Annotated in this window: 17 protein-coding genes and 1 pseudogene; 15 read left to right on the top strand and 3 right to left on the bottom strand. The window is 65.7% G+C overall.

What is annotated here, in order from left to right; all coding sequences use genetic code 11:
* Nucleotides 1-102: 102 nt before the first annotated feature.
* The 5 genes and pseudogenes from ACTJK4_RS02075 (at nt 103) to ACTJK4_RS02055 (ending at nt 4770) form a co-directional block, all read left to right on the top strand.
* Nucleotides 103-652, top strand: a pseudogene (locus ACTJK4_RS02075) (type 1 glutamine amidotransferase domain-containing protein).
* Between the two features lie 100 nt (nt 653-752).
* Entirely contained in the window at nt 753-1736 is a 984-nt protein-coding gene (locus ACTJK4_RS02070) for an NAD(P)H-dependent flavin oxidoreductase (RefSeq protein WP_316868157.1), read from the top strand.
* Nucleotides 1737-1947: 211 nt separating this feature from the next.
* Nucleotides 1948-3423 (top strand): DUF1254 domain-containing protein, encoded by a 1476-nt coding sequence (locus ACTJK4_RS02065; RefSeq protein ID WP_440815690.1) that lies wholly within the window; start codon nt 1948-1950, stop codon nt 3421-3423.
* Nucleotides 3424-3646: 223 nt separating this feature from the next.
* Nucleotides 3647-4231 carry a helix-turn-helix domain-containing protein gene (locus ACTJK4_RS02060; protein ID WP_440815687.1) on the top strand — a complete coding sequence of 195 codons (585 nt, stop codon included), beginning with the start codon at nt 3647-3649 and terminating at the stop codon, nt 4229-4231.
* The gene (locus ACTJK4_RS02055; protein WP_440815684.1) at nt 4231-4770 is read left to right on the top strand and encodes an N-acetyltransferase family protein; all 540 of its coding nucleotides are present in this window, start codon (nt 4231-4233) and stop codon (nt 4768-4770) included. Before ACTJK4_RS02060 ends, ACTJK4_RS02055 begins: the two co-directional genes overlap by 1 nt.
* Here the strand turns inward: ACTJK4_RS02055 and ACTJK4_RS02050 are convergent.
* Together ACTJK4_RS02050 and ACTJK4_RS02045 are read right to left on the bottom strand one after the other, a co-directional pair.
* On the bottom strand, nt 4767-5624 hold the full coding sequence (locus ACTJK4_RS02050; protein WP_260804076.1) for a PhzF family phenazine biosynthesis protein: 858 nt from the start codon (nt 5622-5624) through the stop codon (nt 4767-4769). The two genes, ACTJK4_RS02055 and ACTJK4_RS02050, sit on opposite strands and share 4 nt — an antisense overlap.
* 145 nt (nt 5625-5769) lie before the next feature.
* Entirely contained in the window at nt 5770-6624 is an 855-nt protein-coding gene (locus ACTJK4_RS02045; RefSeq protein WP_232041709.1) for a 3-hydroxybutyryl-CoA dehydrogenase, read from the bottom strand.
* 176 nt (nt 6625-6800) lie between these two features.
* On the opposite strand from ACTJK4_RS02045, the gene ACTJK4_RS02040 reads away from it, so the two are divergent.
* The 7 genes from ACTJK4_RS02040 (at nt 6801) to ACTJK4_RS02010 (ending at nt 12920) form a co-directional block, all read left to right on the top strand.
* Nucleotides 6801-7733 carry a LysR family transcriptional regulator gene (locus ACTJK4_RS02040; RefSeq protein WP_232041708.1) on the top strand — a complete coding sequence of 311 codons (933 nt, stop codon included), beginning with the start codon at nt 6801-6803 and terminating at the stop codon, nt 7731-7733.
* Between the two features lie 243 nt (nt 7734-7976).
* The gene (locus tag ACTJK4_RS02035) at nt 7977-8660 is read left to right on the top strand and encodes a hydrolase (protein WP_102064330.1); all 684 of its coding nucleotides are present in this window, start codon (nt 7977-7979) and stop codon (nt 8658-8660) included.
* A 109-nt stretch (nt 8661-8769) separates the two neighbouring features.
* A complete protein-coding gene (locus ACTJK4_RS02030) occupies nt 8770-9591 on the top strand; it encodes an alpha/beta fold hydrolase (RefSeq protein ID WP_440815679.1) in 822 nt (273 codons plus the stop codon).
* Between the two features lie 56 nt (nt 9592-9647).
* Nucleotides 9648-9956, top strand: coding sequence for a XapX domain-containing protein (locus ACTJK4_RS02025; RefSeq protein WP_232041705.1), 309 nt, complete (start codon nt 9648-9650; stop codon nt 9954-9956).
* Nucleotides 9957-9960: 4 nt separating this feature from the next.
* The gene (locus ACTJK4_RS02020) at nt 9961-10380 is read left to right on the top strand and encodes a DoxX family protein (protein ID WP_316868149.1); all 420 of its coding nucleotides are present in this window, start codon (nt 9961-9963) and stop codon (nt 10378-10380) included.
* 4 nt (nt 10381-10384) lie between these two features.
* On the top strand, nt 10385-12223 hold the full coding sequence (locus ACTJK4_RS02015) for an amidohydrolase (RefSeq protein ID WP_440815675.1): 1839 nt from the start codon (nt 10385-10387) through the stop codon (nt 12221-12223).
* Nucleotides 12213-12920 carry a YoaK family protein gene (locus tag ACTJK4_RS02010; RefSeq protein WP_440815673.1) on the top strand — a complete coding sequence of 236 codons (708 nt, stop codon included), beginning with the start codon at nt 12213-12215 and terminating at the stop codon, nt 12918-12920. Before ACTJK4_RS02015 ends, ACTJK4_RS02010 begins: the two co-directional genes overlap by 11 nt.
* A gap of 588 nt (nt 12921-13508) precedes the next feature.
* On the opposite strand, the gene icmF is transcribed toward ACTJK4_RS02010, so the two are convergent.
* The gene (icmF, locus tag ACTJK4_RS02005) at nt 13509-16796 is read right to left on the bottom strand and encodes a fused isobutyryl-CoA mutase/GTPase IcmF (protein WP_440815670.1); all 3288 of its coding nucleotides are present in this window, start codon (nt 16794-16796) and stop codon (nt 13509-13511) included.
* 346 nt (nt 16797-17142) lie between these two features.
* On the opposite strand from icmF, the gene ACTJK4_RS02000 reads away from it, so the two are divergent.
* From ACTJK4_RS02000 to ACTJK4_RS01990, 3 genes are all read left to right on the top strand, one after another.
* Nucleotides 17143-18168, top strand: a complete 1026-nt coding sequence (locus ACTJK4_RS02000; RefSeq protein WP_260804082.1) for a hypothetical protein — start codon at nt 17143-17145, stop codon at nt 18166-18168.
* Between the two features lie 256 nt (nt 18169-18424).
* Complete coding sequence (locus ACTJK4_RS01995) at nt 18425-19627, top strand: ammonium transporter (protein WP_232041699.1); 1203 nt, start codon at nt 18425-18427, stop codon at nt 19625-19627.
* 87 nt (nt 19628-19714) lie between these two features.
* On the top strand, nt 19715-20071 hold the full coding sequence (locus ACTJK4_RS01990) for a DUF427 domain-containing protein (RefSeq protein WP_316868143.1): 357 nt from the start codon (nt 19715-19717) through the stop codon (nt 20069-20071).
* Nucleotides 20072-20128: the final 57 nt, after the last annotated feature.

The raw sequence follows: 20128 nt of genomic DNA, 5'->3' as shown, positions 1-20128 counted from the left end.
GCGTGGCGAATGCTCCGCATGCTAGCGCAGAGCGGGCACGCGCGTTGCGGCACCGTCCACTGCCGTTCCCTTCTTTCGCTTTCCCCTGATAAGGAGTTCGCCATGACCCCATTGCAAGACTTGCGCATCGCCATCCTCGTCGACGATTTGTTCGAGCAGGCCGAGCTGGTCAGCCCCAAGCAGGCGCTGGAAGACGCCGGTGCCAACGTCAGCATCGTCGCGCCGAAGGCGCCCAAGCGTGACGGGTCTGCACCATGCAACCAAGGGCGACACCTTCAAGGTGCACCTGACGCTGGACCAGGCCAAGGCCGACGACTTCGATGGCCTAGTGCTGCCGGGCGGCGTCTTCAACGCTGATGCGTTGCGCGTCGTGCCGGCCGCACAGGCCTTCGTGAAAGCGTTCGAGCGCGCGCAAAAGCCGATCGCCGTGATCTGCCACGGGCCGTGGCTGTTGGTGTCTGCGGGCTTGGTGCGCGGGCGCACGCTGACGAGCTGGCCGACGCTGCAGGACGACATTCGCAATGCCGGCGGCATGTGGGTGGACCGCGAAGTGGTGGCCGACCGCAACTGGGTCAGCAGCCGCAAACCCGATGACCTGCCCGCCTTCAACCGCGCCTTCATTGAACTGCTGACGCAGCACGCCCACGTCTGAGACCGGCGGGTAGACCGCGTACGGCGGGGTGCCGGATCGTTCCTATAATCGAACGACATGCTCTGCCCTGTTGTGCCGGTTTGCCAAACCAGGAGACGCCATGCCCGCCGCCAAGCACCTGCCGCCCGTGCTGCAGCACCTGACGCTGCCCGTGATCGGTTCGCCGATGTTCATCGTCAGCTATCCGGAACTGGTGCTGGCGCAATGCAAGGCCGGCATCGTGGGGGCGTTTCCTGCGCTCAACGCGCGCCCGGCCGAAGTGCTGGACGACTGGCTCACGCAGATGAACGAGGAACTGGCGGCATACCGCACGGCGCATCCGCACGAGGTGGTCGGACCGATCGCCGTCAATCAGATCGTGCACCACTCAAACGCGCGGCTGGAGCAGGACGTGGCCACGTGCGTCAAGCACAAGGTGCCGATCTTCATCACCTCGTTGCGCGCGCCGGTCAAGGAGATCCTGGATGCCGTGCATAGCTATGGCGGCATCGTCCTGCACGACGTGATCAACCTGCGCCATGCCGAAAAGGCACTGGAAGCCGGCGTCGACGGGCTGATCCTGGTGGCCGCGGGTGCGGGCGGGCATGCCGGCACGCTGTCGCCCTTTGCGCTGGTGGGCGAGGTGCGGCGCATCTTCGACGGACCGATCGCGCTGTCGGGCGCCATTGCCACGGGCGATGCCATCCTGGCCGCGCAGGCCATGGGCGCCGACCTCGCCTATATCGGCACGCGCTTCATCGCCAGCCAGGAGGCCCACGCGGCCGAAAGCTACAAGCAAGCGATCCTGCGCGCCGCCGCATCGGACATCGTCTACACCAACCTTTTTACCGGCGTGCACGGCAACTACATCCGCGAGAGCATTGAACTGGCGGGCCTGGACCCCGCCGCCCTGCCGGAGGCCGACAAATCGAAGATGAACTTTGGCGACGGCAGCTCGCGCGCCAAGGCTTGGAAAGACATCTGGGGCGCAGGTCAGGGTGTCGGGCAGATCGCCGATCTGCCGCCCGCCGCCGAAATCGTGGCGCGCCTGAAGGCCGAATACGACGCGGCAAAGTTGCGCCTCGCGCTGCACCTTCGCCTCTAGAAACTGCCTGCGCCCGGCCATGCGTGCATGCCCCACCGCACTTGAATTGACTTGCGCTGGCGGCGCTTCTACATTCCAAAGATTCAAGACACGATATGCGTGGGGCTGCGGGATCGGCCACCGCGCAACCGTATGCGCAAGCATCCTTGGGGGGATGTTCGACAGGCGTCTGCTTTCCTGTTGCGCGCACCGACGACAAAAGGAGAACAAGATGACGCACTGCCCTGCGCCCGCGCGCCCGCTTACCAAGCTGGCGGCTGTGGCGCTGAGCGTGGCGGCCTCGGCGCTTACCCTGGGCCTGACCGGCTGCTCCACCCAAAACGCCGCGACCACGGCACCGATCGAACAACGTCTGCCGCAACCGAACGAAGCGCTCGTGCGCTCGGCCTATGTCTACGCGTTTCCGTTGATGATGACCGACGCGCTGCTGCAGACGACGTCTGCGCTGGCGCCTGCCGGCACGTTCATGCACCAGCGCACGCTGGAAGACGAAGCCCTGCCCACCGGCGTGCGCGCCCGCGTGGACGTACTCGCCAGCAGCGCCTTCATTGATTTGCGGAACGGCCCGGTCGTCCTGAGCCTGCCCGACGCCGGGCGCCGGCACGTCTGGGTGGCACTGCACGACGGGTGGAACGACGTGTTCGAATCGCTCGGCAACCGCACCACCGGGGCGCGTGCCGCGCACTACGCCATCACGCCGCCGGGTTGGGACGGCACGCTGCCCACGGGCGTCAAGCAGATTGCCGCGCCGACCAGCCTCGTCTGGGTGGTGGCACGGACGCCAGTGGCCGGACCGCGCGACCTGAGCGCCGCACGCCGCATACAGGACCGCTACCGCATCACCCCGCTGGAGGCCTTCGGCAAGACCACCCCGCGCGAGGCCGAAGCCGGGGCAAAGGTGAACGCGGACAAGGCCACCGACCTCGACGTCAGCCTGGATGCCGCGCGCCGCCGCGTCACCGCGCTGGACGCCAACAGCTACTTCACGCGCTTTGCCGAGCTGCTGAAGGACAATCGGCCGCACGCGGCCGATTCGGCGATGCTGCAATCGTTGCGTGATCTGGGCATCGTGCCCGGTGCGCCGTTCGACGCCAAAGCTGTAAGCGCCGCCAACCTGAAGGTGATGGACGCCGGCGTGGCAGCCGCACGCGAGACGCTGGCGCTCGCCGTCAAGCAGCCGCCCGTCACGCAGAACGGCTGGTTCATCCCGCGCATGGTCGGCGCCTACGGGCTGGATTACGCCCAGCGTGCCATCGTGGCGTGGAACGGCGGCGGCACCGATCTGCCGCAGGACATGCTCATCGCCACCGCCACGACCGACGCCAACGGCATGGCGCTGGACAGCACGCACCGCTACGTACTGCATTTCGAGCGCAACCAGCTCCCGCCCGAAAATGCCGGCTGGGCTGTCGCCGCCCTGTCGACTGTCGGGCAGCCCCGCCATGCGTCCGAAGGCCGGGGCCTGCGCAGCGTGCTGAGCGAAGCGGATCGCCCGCGCCTGAACCGCGATGGCTCGCTCGACATCCTGATCCAGCGCGCGCCACCCAAGGGTATGCGCAACAATTGGCTGCTGCCGCCCACCGGCCCGTTCCTGCTACGCCTGCAACTGACCTGGCCGAAGGAAGCGGCGCTCGATGCATCGTGGCTGCCGCCCGCCGTGCAGCGGCGGGACGCCCCACCCCAATAACCGCCGCGCCCGATCGCGCGACCCGGCCTCGGCCACACGCACCACGAGCTTGCCGAAGTTGCGTCCTTCGAGCAGGCCGATGAACGCGGCTGGGGCGTTCTCCAGCCCCGCGTCAACGCGATGGTCTCTGTCGTCTGGGCATGGCACGGCCCAGAGCAAGGCTCTTCGGGCCACGCCTCAACTTCCAGTTTACTAGAGGTAAATTTCCATTAAACTGGATGCCATGGACATCCACCAACGTATCGCCCAGCGCTTGCGCGAACTGCGCGACGCCCAGGGGCTCTCGCTCGACGCGCTGGCAGAACGCAGCCAGGTCAGCCGATCGGCCATCTCCCTCATCGAGCGCGGCCAGAGCAGCCCGACCGCAGCGGTGCTGGATCGGCTCAGCTCCGCGCTGGGCGTGACGCTTGCCTCGCTGTTCGAAGACAGTGCAGCGCCGGCCGTGGAGCCTTCGCCGGTATCACGCGCGGCAGATCAGCCTGAGTGGACCGACCCCGCCTCCGGCTACGTGCGCCGCAACCTGTCGCCGGCGGCGCGTTCGCCCTTGCAGCTCGTCGAGGTGCACTTTCCGCCCGGCGAGCGCGTGGCCTACGACACCGGCGCGCGCGACGCCGAAATCCACCAGCAGGTGTGGATCGTCGAAGGCACGATGGAAATGACCGTGGGCGACACACACTGGCGCATCAATGCCGGCGATTGCCTGACCATGCGGCTGGACTGCCCGATCGTCTATCACAACCCCACGCGGCGGCCGGCCCGCTACCTCGTCGCGCTGACAACCGTATCCGCTGCCCACTGGAGGCCCTGATGATCGACACCCTGACCATTCGGCGCGTGGGCGCCAACGAGGCAAGCGCGTGCGTCGATGCCTTGGCCGATGTGCTCATCGATTGCGTGGAGGGCGGCGCGTCCGTCAGCTTCATGGCGCCGCTGTCGCAAGACAAGGCGCGGTCATTCTGGCGCGGGGTGGCCGAAGGCGTGGCCCGGGGCGAGCGCGCGCTGCTGATTGCCGAAGATGCGGCCGGCGCCATCCTCGGCACCGTGCAGTTGGTGTTGGCGCAACCGGAAAACCAGCCGCACCGCGCCGACGTCGCCAAGATGCTCGTACACCGCCGCGCCCGTCGGCAAGGCCTGGCGCAGCGGTTGATGGCGGCCATCGAAGACGAAGCGCGCGCCGAAGGCAAGACGGTGCTCGTGCTCGACACGGTGACGGGCGGCGATGCCGAGCGGCTGTACTCACGCGCCGGCTGGCAGCGCGTGGGTGTGGTACCCAACTACGCGCTGATGCCCGACGGCGCGCTCTGCGGGACGACGTTCTTCTGCAAGCAGTTGGGCGCCGCGGATTAAATCGTCAACGTGCCGCGGCCGATTTCGATCACGCGGCCACCCACGTGGATCGTGCCGTCGGCATCCACTCGCAGCGTGAGGTGGCAGGGTCGTCCCACTGCAGCGCCCTGCTCGATGCGGTAGCTTGCCGGCAAAGCATGGCCGGTCGACCGCAGCCAGCCGCCCAGGTTGGCACACGCCGAGCCGGTGCCCGGGTCTTCCCACAGGCCGGTGCCGTATTCGAAGAAGAAACGCGAGACCACCGGATCGTTGCTACCAGGCGCCGGCATGGTGAAGACGTACGCGTTGCGCCCGTCGTTGCGGCTGCGCGGCCACGCATCGAAGGCAGACGGGTCAGGCCGGGCGCGCTCCACATCGGCGCGCGTCTTGACCGGCACCATCAGTTGCTCGATCCCTGCATCAACCCACAGCGGCGGCCCAGCCAGCGCATCGGCGTCCAACCCGAGCATCTGGGCGATGGCCGGATCGGCTTCGCGCGTATTCAGCGCGCCGGAGCGCGGCGGCACTAGCGACCACCCCTCGTCCTGCGCCGTCAATGACACGATGCCCGACTGGCAACGCAGCGTCAGTTCATTGCCCGGGCCATACAGCTCGCGCACCACTTGCGCGGTGCCCAGCGACGGGTGGCCGGCAAACGGCATCTCGTAATCGGGCGTGAAGATGCGGAAACGCGCCGTGGCGCCATCCGTGTCGTCGGGAAAAATGAACGTGATCTCGGACAGGTTGAACTGGCGTCCGATGGCCTGCATGGTGGCGTCGTCCAGGCCCCGTCCGTCTTCGAAGACGGCGAGCTGGTTGCCGCCGAACGTGGATTCGGCAAAGACGTTGAGCAGGCGGAAGGCGTAGCGCGACATGGTGGCGTCCGAAGTGTTGGCGAAGAAAAAAACGGTGTGGCGATGCGTCATCATCAACGCACCACCACACCGCCTCCATGCACACTTGCAGACACTTTGCGCGAATCCGGCCTGACAGTTGGCGGACAGCGCGAACGTCAGGGGCTTACTTCCGATAGTCGTACACGCCGCGGCCGGTCTTGCGGCCCAGGTAGCCGGCGGCCACCATTTCGCGCATCAGCATGGCCGGGCGGTATTTCGGGTCGGCAAACTCGGTGTACAGCACTTCCATCACGGCGAGCATGGTGTCCAGGCCGATCATGTCGGCCAGCGCCAGCGGCCCGATCGGGTGGTTGCAGCCAAGCTTCATGCCTTCGTCGATTTCCTCCGGCGAGGCCAGGCCCTCGCCCAGCACGCAGAACGCCTCGTTGATCATCGGGCACAGGATGCGGTTGACGACAAAGCCCGGGCTGTTCTTGACCGTGATCGGCGTCTTGCCCAGTTGCTTGGCCAGCGCTTCCACCGCCGCATGCGTGGCATCGCTTGTCTGCAGGCCGCGGATGACTTCCACCAACGCCATCATCGGCACCGGGTTGAAAAAGTGCATGCCGATGAAGCGGCTCGCGTCTTGCAGCACGGCAGCCAGCTTGGTGATCGAGATCGACGAGGTGTTCGACGCCACGATTGCGTGCGGCGCTGCGGCAGCCTCGAGCTGCTTGAGGATCTTCACCTTCAGGTCGAAGTTCTCGGTGGCGGCCTCGATGACGAGGTCGGCGCGCTTGAGGTCGTCGTACGAAGTCGAGCCCTGAATGCGTGCAAGCGCTGCGGCCTTGTCAGCTTCGGTCAGCTTTTCCTTCTTGATGAGGCGGTCGAGGCTGCCGGCCACGGTAGCAATGCCTTTCTGCACGGCGGCATCGCTGATGTCCACCATCACCACATCCAGCCCGACGACGGCGCACGCTTGCGCAATGCCGTTGCCCATTGTTCCGGCACCGACGATGCCGACGACTTGAATTGCCATGAACTGCTCCTCGCTTGGTATTGGAATGAGAGATGGAAATGAAACAGATTGCAAAGGATAAACGACGCGACGATGCGCAGAAAAGCCTTGCCAACGCTCGCGTCACATTCCACCGGATCGCCGTATGATGGCCGGCGTCGCGCCGCTCTTTCCTCTCAGGCGCAAGGACGCCGGAAATGGACCGTTTTCTCAGTATTGAAGCCTTCGTGCGCGTGGCGGAAACGCGCAGCTTTGCCGAGGCCGCCCGCCAGTTGGGCGTGACGAACTCGGTGGTCACCAACCGCGTGCAGCAACTGGAGCGCTTTATTGAAGCGCCGCTGTTTCACCGCAGCACGCGGCACGTGCGCTTGTCCGAAGTGGGCGAGACCTACTACAAGCAATGCGCCGAAGCCGTCTGCATGCTGACGGACCTCACCGACCAGATGCGCGGCCTGCGCGCCACGCCCGCCGGCAAATTGCGCATCCGCATGCTGCCCGGATACGCGCTCAGCCATTTCGCCGAGCCGCTGGCGAGGTTCGGTGCGCAGTACCCCGATATCCAGCTCGACGTGGTGGTGGACGACAGCGTGGTCGACCCGATTGCCGAAGGGTTCGACGTGGTGTTCCAGATTTTCCCGCCCATCAACGATTCGCTGATCGAGCGGCGCCTGTTTCCGCTGCGGCGCATGTTCTGCGCCACACCCGCGTACGTGGAGGAATACGGCATGCCGCAGCAACCGGCCGATCTGCTGCAGCATTCGCTGGCGCTGTACTCCGGTTACCCGACGCGCAAACGCTGGGAGTTCTCGCGCAACGGCGAAACCCTTCCTGCGATGGACCTGCCCGAGCAGGTGCGCTCCAACTCCGTGCATCTGCTGCGCGACTACGCTCTCACCAGCGCCGGCATTGCGTGCCTGCCGACCCTCGTCATCAGCGACGATCTGGTTGCGGGCCGCCTCGTGCCGGTGCTGGCCGACTACGACCTCACACCGCTGCACTTCTCGGCCGTGTATCCGGCAACGCAGCGCCAGGCAGTCAAGGTGTGCGCACTGATCGATTGCCTTGCCAGCCACCACGCCGGCGAGCTGGCTTGGGACAAGCCCTTGCTCGAGCGCGGCTGGGTCCGCTGACGTCCGCTGACCGCCACGCGCGTCGAATCCCACGACCGGCGCGCGTGTCCAGGGTACCGACGGAATGTTTCGGGAAGTCGCGACGATTGTTCGGCAATCGCAAAAACTGCACTCGCCGATTGGGGCGTTGCGCCCGGAACGCAACTTCCTATGATGGATGGGCCGTTGATCGCGCCGCGCCGATGCGGCGCCAGGTCTGCAGCATCCCCCCCTCGCATCTCCTATCGGAAACTGGATACGGCCATGAATCCCAAGCTGGAAGTCCTCACCCCCCAGAACTGTCAACTGATCTTCATCGACCACCAGCCGCAAATGGCCTTCGGCGTGCAGTCGATCGATCGCCAGGTCCTGAAGAACAACACCGTTGGCCTTGCCAAGGCCGCGAAGATCTTCAACATCCCCACCACCATTACGACCGTCGAGTCGCAAAGCTTCTCCGGCTATACCTACCCGGAGCTGCTCGACGTGTTTCCGGATCAGCCACTGCTCGAACGCACCTCGATGAACTCCTGGGACGACCAGAAGGTGCGCGATGCCCTGGCAAAGAACGGCCGCAAGAAAGTGGTCGTCTCGGGCCTGTGGACGGAGGTGTGCAACTGCACCTTCGCGCTGTCGGCCATGCACGATGCCGACTACGAGATCTACATGGTCGCCGACGCCTCGGGCGGCACGTCGAAGGACGCGCACGACTACGCCATGCAGCGCATGGTCCAGGCCGGCGTGGTGCCCGTGACGTGGCAACAGGTGCTGCTGGAATGGCAGCGTGACTGGGCCCACCGCGACACGTATGACGCCGTCATGAAGCTGGTGAAGGAACACTCCGGCGCCTACGGCATGGGCGTCGACTACGCCTACACGATGGTGCACAAGGCCCCGCAACGCACCGCGACCCCGCACGAGGCGCTGGCTGCAGTGGCCGCCAACTGATCGCGCGGCCCCATAGAAAAGAAGACGCTGCACCGGCCGGGCGACGCANGCAACCGCATGCGTCGCCCGGCTGCCCCTTCCATCAGCCATCCCCCTCTCTCTCATTCCCATGCAAACGATTACCACCCAAGACGGTACGCGCATCTTTTACAAGGACTGGGGCAGCGGCAAGCCCGTCGTCTTCTCGCACGGCTGGCCGCTCAATGCTGACGCGTGGGACGCGCAGATGCTGTTCCTCGTGCAGAAGGGCTTTCGTGTCATCGCGCATGACCGGCGCGGCCATGGCCGTTCCGACCAGCCGTCGCAGGGCAACGACATGGACACCTATGCCGACGACCTCGCAGCGCTGCTCGATGCGCTCGACATCCAGAGGGCCACGCTGGTCGGCCATTCCACCGGCGGCGGCGAAGTCGCGCACTACATCGGCCGCCATGGCACCAAGCGCGTCGCCCGCGCCGTGCTGATCGGCGCGGTGCCGCCCATCATGCTCAAGACGGCCGCCAACCCGAAGGGCTTGCCGATGGACGTGTTCGACGGCATCCGCAAGGGTGTGGCGGAGAACCGCTCGCAGTTCTACCGCGATCTCGCCACGCCGTTCTTCGGCTTCAACCGGCCGGGTGCGAAGGTTTCGCAGGGCACCATCGATGCGTTCTGGGCGCAGGGCATGACCGGCGGCATTCACGGCCAGTACCTGTGCATCAAGGAATTCTCGGAGGTCGACTACACCGAAGACCTGAAGAAGATCGACGTGCCGGTGCTGTTTCTGCATGGCGACGACGACCAGATCGTGCCGATCGACAATTCGGCCAGGCTGGGCGTGGAGCTGGTGAAGAACGGGACGCTGAAGGTCTATCCGGGCGGCCCGCACGGCATGTGCGTGACCGAGGCGGACAAGGTCAACGCGGACCTGCTGGCCTTCCTCAGCACCTGATCGGCACGGGCGGCGCCGTTTGCGCGCGCCGCCCTTGGCATCCTGGAGCCCTCCTCGTGAAGCCCTATCTCATCTCCATCGGCGTCGGCATGCTGGTCGGCGTCATCTATGCGTTGTTGCACGTCCGCTCACCGGCGCCACCGGCGATCGCACTGGTCGGGCTGTTGGGCATGCTGATCGGCGAACAGATCGTGCCGGCCGCGCAGCGCCTGCTGGCCGGCGAGCCGATCACCATGGCGTGGTTCCGCCACGAGTGCGTGCCGAAGATCACGGGCGCGCCGGCCCAGGCGGCACCCGAGGCACCGCCGACAAACCTTGCTGCCAGCGGTGAGCCCGGCAGCACCAAGCCGCGCAATCCAAGCTGACGCCATGACACGCCTGTCGCTCGACCCCTCGCACGCTGCGGCCCCTGCCGATACCGCCCTGCATGTTGGCCTGCTGTTCCTGCGCCTGACCGGCAGCGCCCTGCTGATTACCGTGCATGGGCTGCCCAAGGTGCTGCACTACAGCCAGGAACTCACGCGCATTGAAGACCCGTTCCACATGGGCGCCGCGCCCACGCTGCTGCTCGCCATCCTGTCAGAAACGCTGTGTCCGCTGCTGATTGCGCTTGGCGTGCTCACGCGCCTGGCGTGCCTGCCCATCATCGCCACGTTGCTGGTGGCCATGCTGGTAGTGCATCCTGACTGGTCGCTTGCCGATGGACAGTTCGGATGGATGCTGCTGATCATCTTCACCACCGTCCTGATTGCCGGGCCCGGACGCTTTTCGATCTTTCCCAAATACTGACGCAATGACCGCCGACCTCATCCTGCACAACGGCCGCATCCACACGGTCGACCGCGAACGCCCCTCCGCCAGCGCCGTTGCCGTGCGTGACGGCCGCTTTGTTGCCGTGGGCGACGATGCCACCGTGATGGCCCAGCGCGGCGCCTCCACCCAGGTCATCGACCTGCGCGGGCGCACCGTCATTCCCGGCCTGAACGATTCGCACCTGCACCTGATCCGGGGCGGGCTGAACTACAACCTGGAGCTGCGCTGGGAAGGCGTGCCCTCCCTGGCCGACGCGATGCGCATGCTCAAGGAGCAGGCCGCGCGCACGCCATCGCCGCAATGGGTGCGCGTGGTCGGCGGCTGGACGGAATTCCAGTTTGCCGAGCGCCGCATGCCCACCCTCGAAGAGCTGAACCAGGCCGCGCCCGATACGCCCGTGTTCGTGCTGCATTTGTACGACCGCGCGCTGCTCAACCGCGCGGCGCTGCGCCAGGTCGGCTACACCAAGGACACGCCGAACCCGCCGGGCGGCGAGATCCAGCGCGACGCCTCCGGCGAGCCCACCGGCATGTTGATCGCCAAACCCAACGCGATGATCCTCTACGCGACGCTCGCCAAGGGGCCGAAGCTGCCGCCGGAATACCAGGTCAACTCCACACGCCAGTTCATGCGCGAGCTGAACCGCCTGGGCGTGACGAGCGCCATCGACGCGGGCGGCGGCTTCCAGAACTACCCGGAAGACTACGAGGTCATCCGCGAACTGTCGGCGCAGAACCAGCTCACCATCCGCATCGCCTACAACCTCTTCACGCAGAAGCCGAAAGAGGAGCTGGCCGACTTCAAGAACTGGACCGGCAGCGTGCAATACCGCCAAGGCGATGATTTCTTCCGCCACAACGGCGCGGGCGAAATGCTGGTCTTCTCCGCGGCCGACTTCGAAGACTTCCTGCAACCGCGCCCCGACCTGCCCGAGACGATGGAGCAGGAGCTGGAAACCGTGGTGCGCCACCTCGTCGCGCAGCGCTGGCCGTTCCGGCTGCACGCCACCTACGACGAATCGATCTCGCGCATGCTCGACGTGTTCGAGCGCGTGAACCGCGACATTCCCTTCAACGGCCTGCCGTGGTTCTTCGACCACGCGGAGACGATCTCGCCGAAGAACATCGAACGCGTGCGCGCGCTGGGCGGCGGCATCGCCATCCAGGACCGCATGGCCTTCCAGGGCGAATACTTTGTCGACCGTTACGGCGCAGCCGCTGCCGAGCAAACGCCGCCCATCAAGCGCATGCTGGCCGAAGGCGTGGCGGTGGGCGCTGGCACCGATGCCACGCGCGTGTCGAGCTACAACCCGTGGACGTCGCTGTACTGGCTGGCGAGCGGGCGCACCGTGGGCGGCATGGCGCTGTATCCGGAAGGACTGCCGCGCGAAGTGGCGCTCGAGCTGTATACGCACGGCAGCGCGTGGTTCTCCGCAGACCAGGGCAACAAGGGGCAGATCAAGGTCGGGCAACTCGCCGATCTGGCAGCGTTGTCGGCGGATTTCTTCAGCGTGCCCGAGTCCGATATCAAGACCATCGAATCGGTGCTGACGGTGGTGGGCGGTCGCATCGTCTACGGCGCGGCGGAGTTTGCCGAATTTGGCCCGCCGCCGATTCCGGTGCTGCCGGAGTGGTCGCCCGTGGCGCGCGTGCCGGGACACTGGCGGCCGGCTGCGCCGATGCAGCAGCAGGTGCATCAGTGCGTTGGCTCGTGTTCGGTGCACGGCCATGCGCATCAGAAAGCGCGCACGGCCAATGTGCCGACCACCGACTTCCGCAGCTTCTGGGGCGCCTTCGGGTGTTCGTGCTTTGCCTTCTGAAGCGGCGTCGTCTGCAACGGCCACACCGGCGTCAGCGCGTTTCCTGATCGCCCAGGGAACGCTGCTGGCGTTCGTCGCGGGCTATGTGGATGTGGTCGGCTTTGCAGCGTTGTTTGGGCTGTTCACGGCGCATGTGACCGGCAACTTCGTGATGATCGGCCTGGAGCTGGCGGGCTCCGGCCAAGGCGTGCTCGCCAAGCTGCTGGCGCTGCCGATGTTCGTGGTGGCCGTTGCGGCGACCAAGCTCGCCGTGACGGCGCTCACGCGGCGCGGTGTGGCGCCGCTGCGGCCGCTGCTGCTTGCGCAGGCCGTTCTGCTGCTGGCCTTCATGGCGGCGGGGCTGCTGGCGCTGCCGATTCAGTCCCCCGATGCGCCGGCCACGATCGTTGTCGGTCTGATTGGTGTCGCAGCGATGGGCGTGCAGAACGCCAAGGCGCGCATCGTGCTGTCGGAACACGCCCCCACGACGATCATGACGGGCAACACCACGCAGATCGTGATCGACGTGGTGGAGCTGCTGTCGCCCGGCGCTACGCAGAAGGATGTTGCGCGCACGCGGTTGCGCAAGATGGTGCCGCCGCTTGCCGGCTTTGCCATCGGGGCGGTGCTGGGGGCGGCGGCGTTTGCGACGCTGTCGTTCTGGTGCGTGTTGCCGCCGGTGGGCATCTTGGTGGCACTGGCTGTGATGCAGCGGTAGGTTTTGTTTCTGGATAGTGGTGGATGATGTCTTGTTACTGGCGGAACGGCGGGTGGTCCATCCCTGTTTCGTACCCTGCCGGGCACGACTCACTTTTCTTTGTCTTGCCAAAGAAAAGTAAGCAAAAGAAAGGCGCGCCCGAGATGGCGACATCCCCTTGAATTTGTGTGACCGTGCGGGGAAGGAGGCAAACTCGCTGCGCTCAGACAGCCTCCTTCCTTGATCCGCCCGCTCACAAAAATTCAAGGCGCCATCAAGGGCTCAACGTCAAAAGAAAAGGCCAACCCATCGCGAGTGGGCCTTTGTCGTTGGGGCTGGCGCCCCGGTGGTTTGGGTTTTGTCCTTTGACTTTCCTGCCCTTGATGGCGCCTTCAATTTTTGTAAGCGGGCGGAAAAAAGGCGGGGAACTGTTTGAGCGCAGCGAGTTTTCCCCGCCTCCGGTTACGAAAATTGAAGGAATCTTTCGCCATCTCGGGCGCGCCTTTCTTTGCTTACTTTCTTTGGCAAGACCAAAGAAAGTGAGTCAGCCCCGGCAGGGGATGAAACAAGGGATGCACCGCCAAGGCAAAAACAACCAAAAAAGAACCCCTACATATTCCGCCGATACTCCCCCCCCACCTCAAACAACGCATGCGTAATCTGCCCGAGCGAGCAGACCCGCACCGCGTCCATCAGCACCGCAAACACGTTCTGATCTTCAATCACCGCTCGCTGCAGGCGCTGCAGCTTGGCCGGGGCTTCCCCCGCATGCCGCGCGTGAAAATCCTGCAGCCGCGCGAGTTGGCTCTGCTTCTCCTCCTCGCTGGACCGCGCCAGTTCAATATGCGGGGGCACCACGCTCTCGGCGTCGGGATTGCGGAACGTATTCACGCCGATGATCGGCAGCGAGCCATCGTGCTTGCGCTGCTCATACAGCATCGACTCCTCCTGGATCTTGCCGCGCTGATAGCCGGTTTCCATGGCACCCAGCACGCCGCCGCGCTCGGCAATGCGTTCGAACTCCTGCAGCACCGCTTCTTCCACGAGGTCCGTCAGCTCATCGATGATGAAGCTGCCCTGGTTCGGGTTCTCGCACTTGGCCAGGCCCCACTCGCGGTTGATGATGAGCTGGATGGCCAGCGCGCGCCGGACCGACTCGGCCGTCGGCGTGGTGATGGCCTCGTCGTAGGCATTCGTGTGCAGGCTGTTGCAGTTGTCGTAGATGGCGATCAGCGCCTGCAGCGTCGTGCGGATGTCGTTGAAGGCGATTTCCTGCGCGTGCAATGACCGGCCTGATGTTTGCACGTGGTACTTGAGCTTCTGGCTGCGCTCGTTTGCGCCGTACTTGTCTCGCAGCGTCACCGCCCAGATGCGACGCGCGACGCGGCCGAGCACGCTGTACTCCGGGTCCATGCCATTGGAGAAGAAGAACGACAGGTTCGGCGCAAAGTCATCGATATGCATGCCGCGCGCGAGGTACGCCTCCACATACGTGAAACCGTTGGCGAGCGTGAAGGCGAGCTGCGAGATCGGGTTCGCGCCCGCCTCGGCAATGTGGTAGCCCGAGATCGACACCGAATAGAAATTGCGCACCTGGTGGTGCACGAAATATTCCTGGATATCGCCCATCACCTTGAGCGAAAACTCGGTCGAGAAGATGCAGGTGTTCTGCCCCTGGTCTTCCTTGAGGATGTCGGCCTGCACCGTGCCGCGCACGTTCTGCAGCACCCACGCGCGGATCTTCGCCTCTTCGTCTTGCGTCGGCTCTCGCCCGTTGTCGGCGCGGAACCGGGCCAGGTTCTGGTCGATGGCGGTGTTCATGAACATCGCCAGGATCGTCGGCGCAGGCCCGTTGATCGTCATGGAAACCGACGTGGCAGGGCTGGTCAGGTCAAAGCCGTCGTACAGCACTTCCATGTCGTCGAGCGTGGCGATCGACACACCGGAGTTGCCGACCTTGCCGTAGATGTCGGGGCGCAGGGCCGGGTCTTCGCCGTACAGCGTGACGGAGTCAAACGCTGTGGAAAGCCGCTTGGCGTCCATGCCTTCGGAGACGAGCTTGAAGCGCCGGTTGGTGCGGAAGGCATCGCCCTCGCCCGCGAACATGCGCGTCGGGTCTTCGTTCTCGCGCTTGAAGGCGAACACACCGGCGGTGTACGGGAAGCTGCCCGGCACGTTTTCGCGCATCAGCCAGCGCAGCACTTCGCCGTCATCTTCATACGGCGGCAGTACGACCTTGCGGATCGTGGTGCCCGAAAGCGTGGTGTGCGTGAGCTGCGTGCGGATTTCCTTGTCGCGAATCTTCACGACGTATTCGTCGCCGGAATACGCACGGCGCAGGTCGGGCCACATGGCGAGCAGCTTGCGCTCGGCAGCGCCGAGTTGTGCGTCGCGCTCGGCCGCCTGCTTGTCGAGCGCGGACAGCGTCTGCACCGTGGCACCGGCCTGCTCCAGCATGCGGTGGCTGGCCTGCAATTGCTGACGTTCCCGCGCGAGGCGGCTTTGCGCATCAACTCGGCGGTGGTAGCCGCGCACCGTATCGGCCAGCTCCGCCAGGTAGCGCACGCGCGCGGGCGGCACGATGGCATCGTGGCTGGTGGAGCATTTGCCGGCTGGGCGCGGCAACGTGCGTTCGGCCAGCGCCATGCCGCGCTCGGTCAGCCGATCGGCCAGCGCGTGATACAGCGCCGTCACGCCGTCGTCATTGAAATGCGAGGCCTGCGTGCCGAACACCGGCATGTCTTCGGGCCGGGCGTGCCATTGCTCGCGGTTGCGCTGCACCTGCTTGGCGACGTCGCGCCATGCATCCTGCGCGCCCTTTCGGTCGAACTTGTTGATCGCCACCAGATCGGCAAAGTCCAGCATGTCGATCTTCTCCAACTGGCTGGCGGCGCCAAACTCGGGCGTCATCACATACAGCGACAGATCGACATGCGGCACGATGGCCGCATCGCCCTGCCCGATGCCGGAGGTCTCGACAATGATGAAATCGAACCCGGCAGCGCGGCAGGCGGCAATCACGTCGGGCAGCGCGTCGGAAATCTCGCGGCTCGCCTCGCGCGTGGCCAGCGAGCGCACGAAGATGTTCGGATGGTTGATCGCGTTCATGCGAATGCGATCGCCCAGCAGCGCGCCGCCCGACTTGCGCCGCGACGGATCGATCGAGATGACCGCAATGCGCAGCGCGTCCTGCTGGTCGAGCCGGAAGCGGCGGATCAGCTCGTCGGTGAGCGACGACTTGCCCGCACCGCCCGTGCCCGTGATGCCAAGCACAGGCGTCGGCGCGGCCATCGCAGCCGCGTGGACGGCCTCGCGCAACGCCGGATCGACGCGGCCCGATTCCAGCGCGGTGATCAGTTGCGCCAGAGCGCGGCGATCGCCGTTGGCAACGGGCTCCAGCGTAGCCGGCGCGTAGACGGAGAGATCGATATCGCAGCGCTGCACCATGTCGGCAATCATGCCGGCCAGACCCATGCGCTGGCCGTCTTCTGGGCTGTAGATGCGCGCGACGCCGTAGTCCTGCAGCTCGCGGATCTCCGCCGGCACGATCACCCCGCCGCCGCCGCCGAACACCTGGATGTGCTGGCCGCCGCGTGCGCGCAGCGCGTCGATCATGTACTTGAAGTATTCGACGTGGCCGCCCTGGTAGCTGGACACGGCAATGCCCTGCACGTCTTCCTGCAGCGCAGCGTTGACCACCTCATCCACCGAGCGGTTGTGCCCGAGGTGGATCACCTCGCAGCCCATCGACTGCAGGATGCGCCGCATGATGTTGATCGACGCGTCATGCCCATCGAACAACGACGCGGCCGTCACGAAGCGCACCTTGTTGCGCACCGGCGCGGCTTCGCTGGCAGGCGTGGGATCGGCCGCGCGGGCAGCGGAAAGATCGGTCATGTCTCCACCTTCGATAAGTGGGGCGCCGGCGTTGGATGTGTCGTACGACGCACAAGGCGAAGCGTGCCGGTCGGCGGGTCGAACAGACAGTATTTTCGGGGTTGACGCACACGTCAACCGGCGGCACGGGCGAGGACCTTTCTGCTCTTCTGCGCCCCCGGGGCTTGATGATGGCCTGCGCGCCATTCCCTTAAATCAGCACGCCGGCATCCGGAGCGTTTTGCGCAAATTGCGGGCGGCTGGAGCGGTCCAATCTTGGTGCAACACCCAGCTTGCACACAATCGATACAAATCGTTAGAGTCGGATTTTGGTCGGAAACGGGTCCGGCCACAGGGGGAACTTCCAATGCCAAGCCGCGCAACGATGCGCTGGTGTCTGACCGCCTTGCTGGCGTGGTCCGGTCACGCCCTGGCGTGGGACTACACGCCCGGCGCCATCCCGGGGCTGATCAGCGTGCTTGGTTTCCTGACCGTGCAATCCCAGGCGCTGGACCGCGCCATCCAGCGCTTTCCCGGTCAGCGTGAAGAGCTGATCCGCGCCCGTACGCAGTTCGACAACGCGTTCCCGCAGGCGCTGGCCCGCACGCGCCGCCTGATCGCCGGCATTCCGCTATCCGACGACGAGCGCCAGCTGCTGATCGAGCGCGCGCTGGACATTCACCAACCGAGCGTGGGCGTTGCCACCCAGACGGCCCAGACCGCCCACGCCCTGGCCGGACGCGTTGTTGAGCGCGCACAGGGCAGCCAAGACCGCGCCACGCTGCAGACGCTGTTGGCGGTGGTCTACGACGACCGCCCCGCCGATGAGTTGAGCAGCCGCTTTACCCAGGCCGTAACGTTGTCTGACTGGCCGAATGCGCGCGGCGCGAGCCTGAGCCTCAGGCTGCCGTTTTCCTGGGAGCGCGTGCCCCCGACAGCGCCGCGCAAGCCCGACCCCGCGCGGGTGGCGATCGGCGCGTGGGCCAATCAGGGCGGCTCGGGGCTGTCGCGCCTTGAAATGATCGTGCGCCCGACAGAGGGCGATCTTGAAGCCGTGCCGGACAACCGCGAACCGCGCTGGATGCGCGACGCCGTCAAGCAAGCCGTGGCCGGCCCGTGCAAGCTGCTCGGGTGGGGCACGCAATCGTTCGGCGGGCGCCCAGGCGTGTGGGCCAGCTACATCGGCGAATCGCCCGGCCCGCATATCCCGCGCGCCACGGGCAATACGCTGGTCGGCCGCGTCTTCATGGTGCCGACCGACGGCGCGCTGCTGATGCTGCACATGCAGTCTCCCGCCACATCGCCCGAACAGGCCAGCACCGTGCGCTTGCGGTACGAGCCTCTGTGGAATGCCGTAGCGGCATCCTTCAGCGTCGCCAGCGCCAAGCCGTAACCCTCCCCACGGCAGAACGCACCACGACGGCGCATTTGCCACACCGCCCGCACCAATTCAAGGCAATCACGCACCGATTTCGGGCCAATCTCCACGCGCAGCCCGACCCCTGCCTCGCGCGCACGGCCATGGTGCGCCATGTCACCTTTTTGCACACCGTTGGAACAAGAATTGCATCAGTCGGCGGCTTTTGCGTCATTTGTGGGCATGCACTGCACCCGGATGGCGCTGACCCTCAACCCGCACGACAACTGCAATGAACTCCATCAAAACCGGGGGCGACGCGCTCTTCATCCTGCTGGGCGCGATCATGGTGCTGGCCATGCATGCCGGCTTCGCGTTCCTTGAGCTGGGCACTGTCCGTAAGAAGAACCAGGTCAATGCACTGGTCAAAATCCTGGTCGACTTTGCCGTGTCGACCATCGCGTACTTCTTCATCGGCTATTCGGTCGCGTACGGCGTCAACTTCTTTACCGGCGCCGACGTGCTCGCCCAGCAGAACGGCTACGAGCTGGTGAAGTTCTTCTTCCTGCTGACCTTCGCGGCGGCCATCCCGGCCATCATCTCGGGCGGGATTGCCGAGCGCTCGCGCTTTGAGCCCCAACTGGCGGCAACCTTCGTGCTGGTGGGCTTCGTCTACCCGTTCTTTGAAGGCATCGCCTGGAACGAGCGCTTCGGCATCCAGCACTGGCTGCAGAGCGTGACGGGCGCGGAGTTCCACGATTTTGCCGGCTCGGTGGTCGTGCATGCCGTGGGCGGCTGGATCGCGCTGCCGGCGGTGCTGCTGCTCGGCGCCCGCCACGGCCGCTACAAGGACGACGGCCGCATCGCCGCGCATCCGCCGTCAAACATCCCGTTCCTGGCGGCTGGCGCGTGGGTGCTGGCGGTCGGCTGGTTCGGCTTCAACGTCATGAGTGCGCAGACGCTCGACAAGATGAGCGGCCTCGTTGCCATCAACTCGCTGATGGCCATGGTGGGCGGCACGCTCACCGCGTGGTGGATGGGCAAGAACGATCCGGGCTTCTCGTACAACGGGCCGCTGGCCGGCCTGGTGGCCGTGTGCGCCGGCTCCGATGTGATGCACCCGCTGGGCGCGCTGGCTGTTGGCGGCATTGCGGGCGTGCTGTTTGTCTGGATGTTCACGCGCGTGCAGAACGTCTGGCGCATCGACGACGTGCTCGGCGTGTGGCCGCTGCACGGCCTGTGTGGCGCATGGGGCGGCATCGCGGCCGGCATCTTCGGCCTGAAGGCGCTGGGCGGGCTGGGCGGCGTGTCGTTCTGGGCGCAGGTGGCGGGCACGGCGGGCGGCATTGTGATTGCGCTGATCGGCGGCACGGTGGTGTACGGCACCCTGCGCAAAGTCGTGGGGCTGCGATTGGACCGTGAGGCCGAATTCATGGGTGCCGACCTGGCGATCCATCGCGTCTCGTCCACGCCGGAATCGGAAACGCACTGGTAAGCCTGGGATGTGGCGGGAGGCGGGAAGGCGCGCGCGGCGCTTGCTACAGTGGAAGCGTCTTCCCTTGCCCAACTGCAGGAGTGCCGCATGCCCGATATCGATCCGAATCACCCGATCACCGTCGAGTCGAACCCGCGCCGCGTGACGGTGACGCTCAACGGTTTCACCATCGCCAGCACGCATTTGGCCCGCACGCTGCGCGAGGCGTCGTACCCGCCCGTGCAGTACATCCCGCGCGACGATGTGCAGATGAACCTGCTCGAGCGCACGCAGCATCACACCCATTGCCCGTACAAGGGCGATGCGTCGTACTACACGATCGTGGCTGGCGACGTGCGCGCTGAAAACGCCGTCTGGACGTACGAACAACCCAAGCCCGTCGCGCGTGAAGTGGCGGGCTATCTGGCGTTCTATCCGAACAAGGTGACGATCCAGGAGGAATGAGCGCGCAGGCGCAGCTGACATGACGCTGTCATGCAGACAGCGCACGATGCGGCTGTT

This window comes from Ralstonia sp. 22111, assembly GCF_052045895.1.
Classification (GTDB): domain Bacteria; phylum Pseudomonadota; class Gammaproteobacteria; order Burkholderiales; family Burkholderiaceae; genus Ralstonia; species Ralstonia wenshanensis.
The sequence above is the reverse complement of the archived record's forward strand: the minus strand, read 5'-3'. Positions and strand labels throughout refer to the sequence as shown.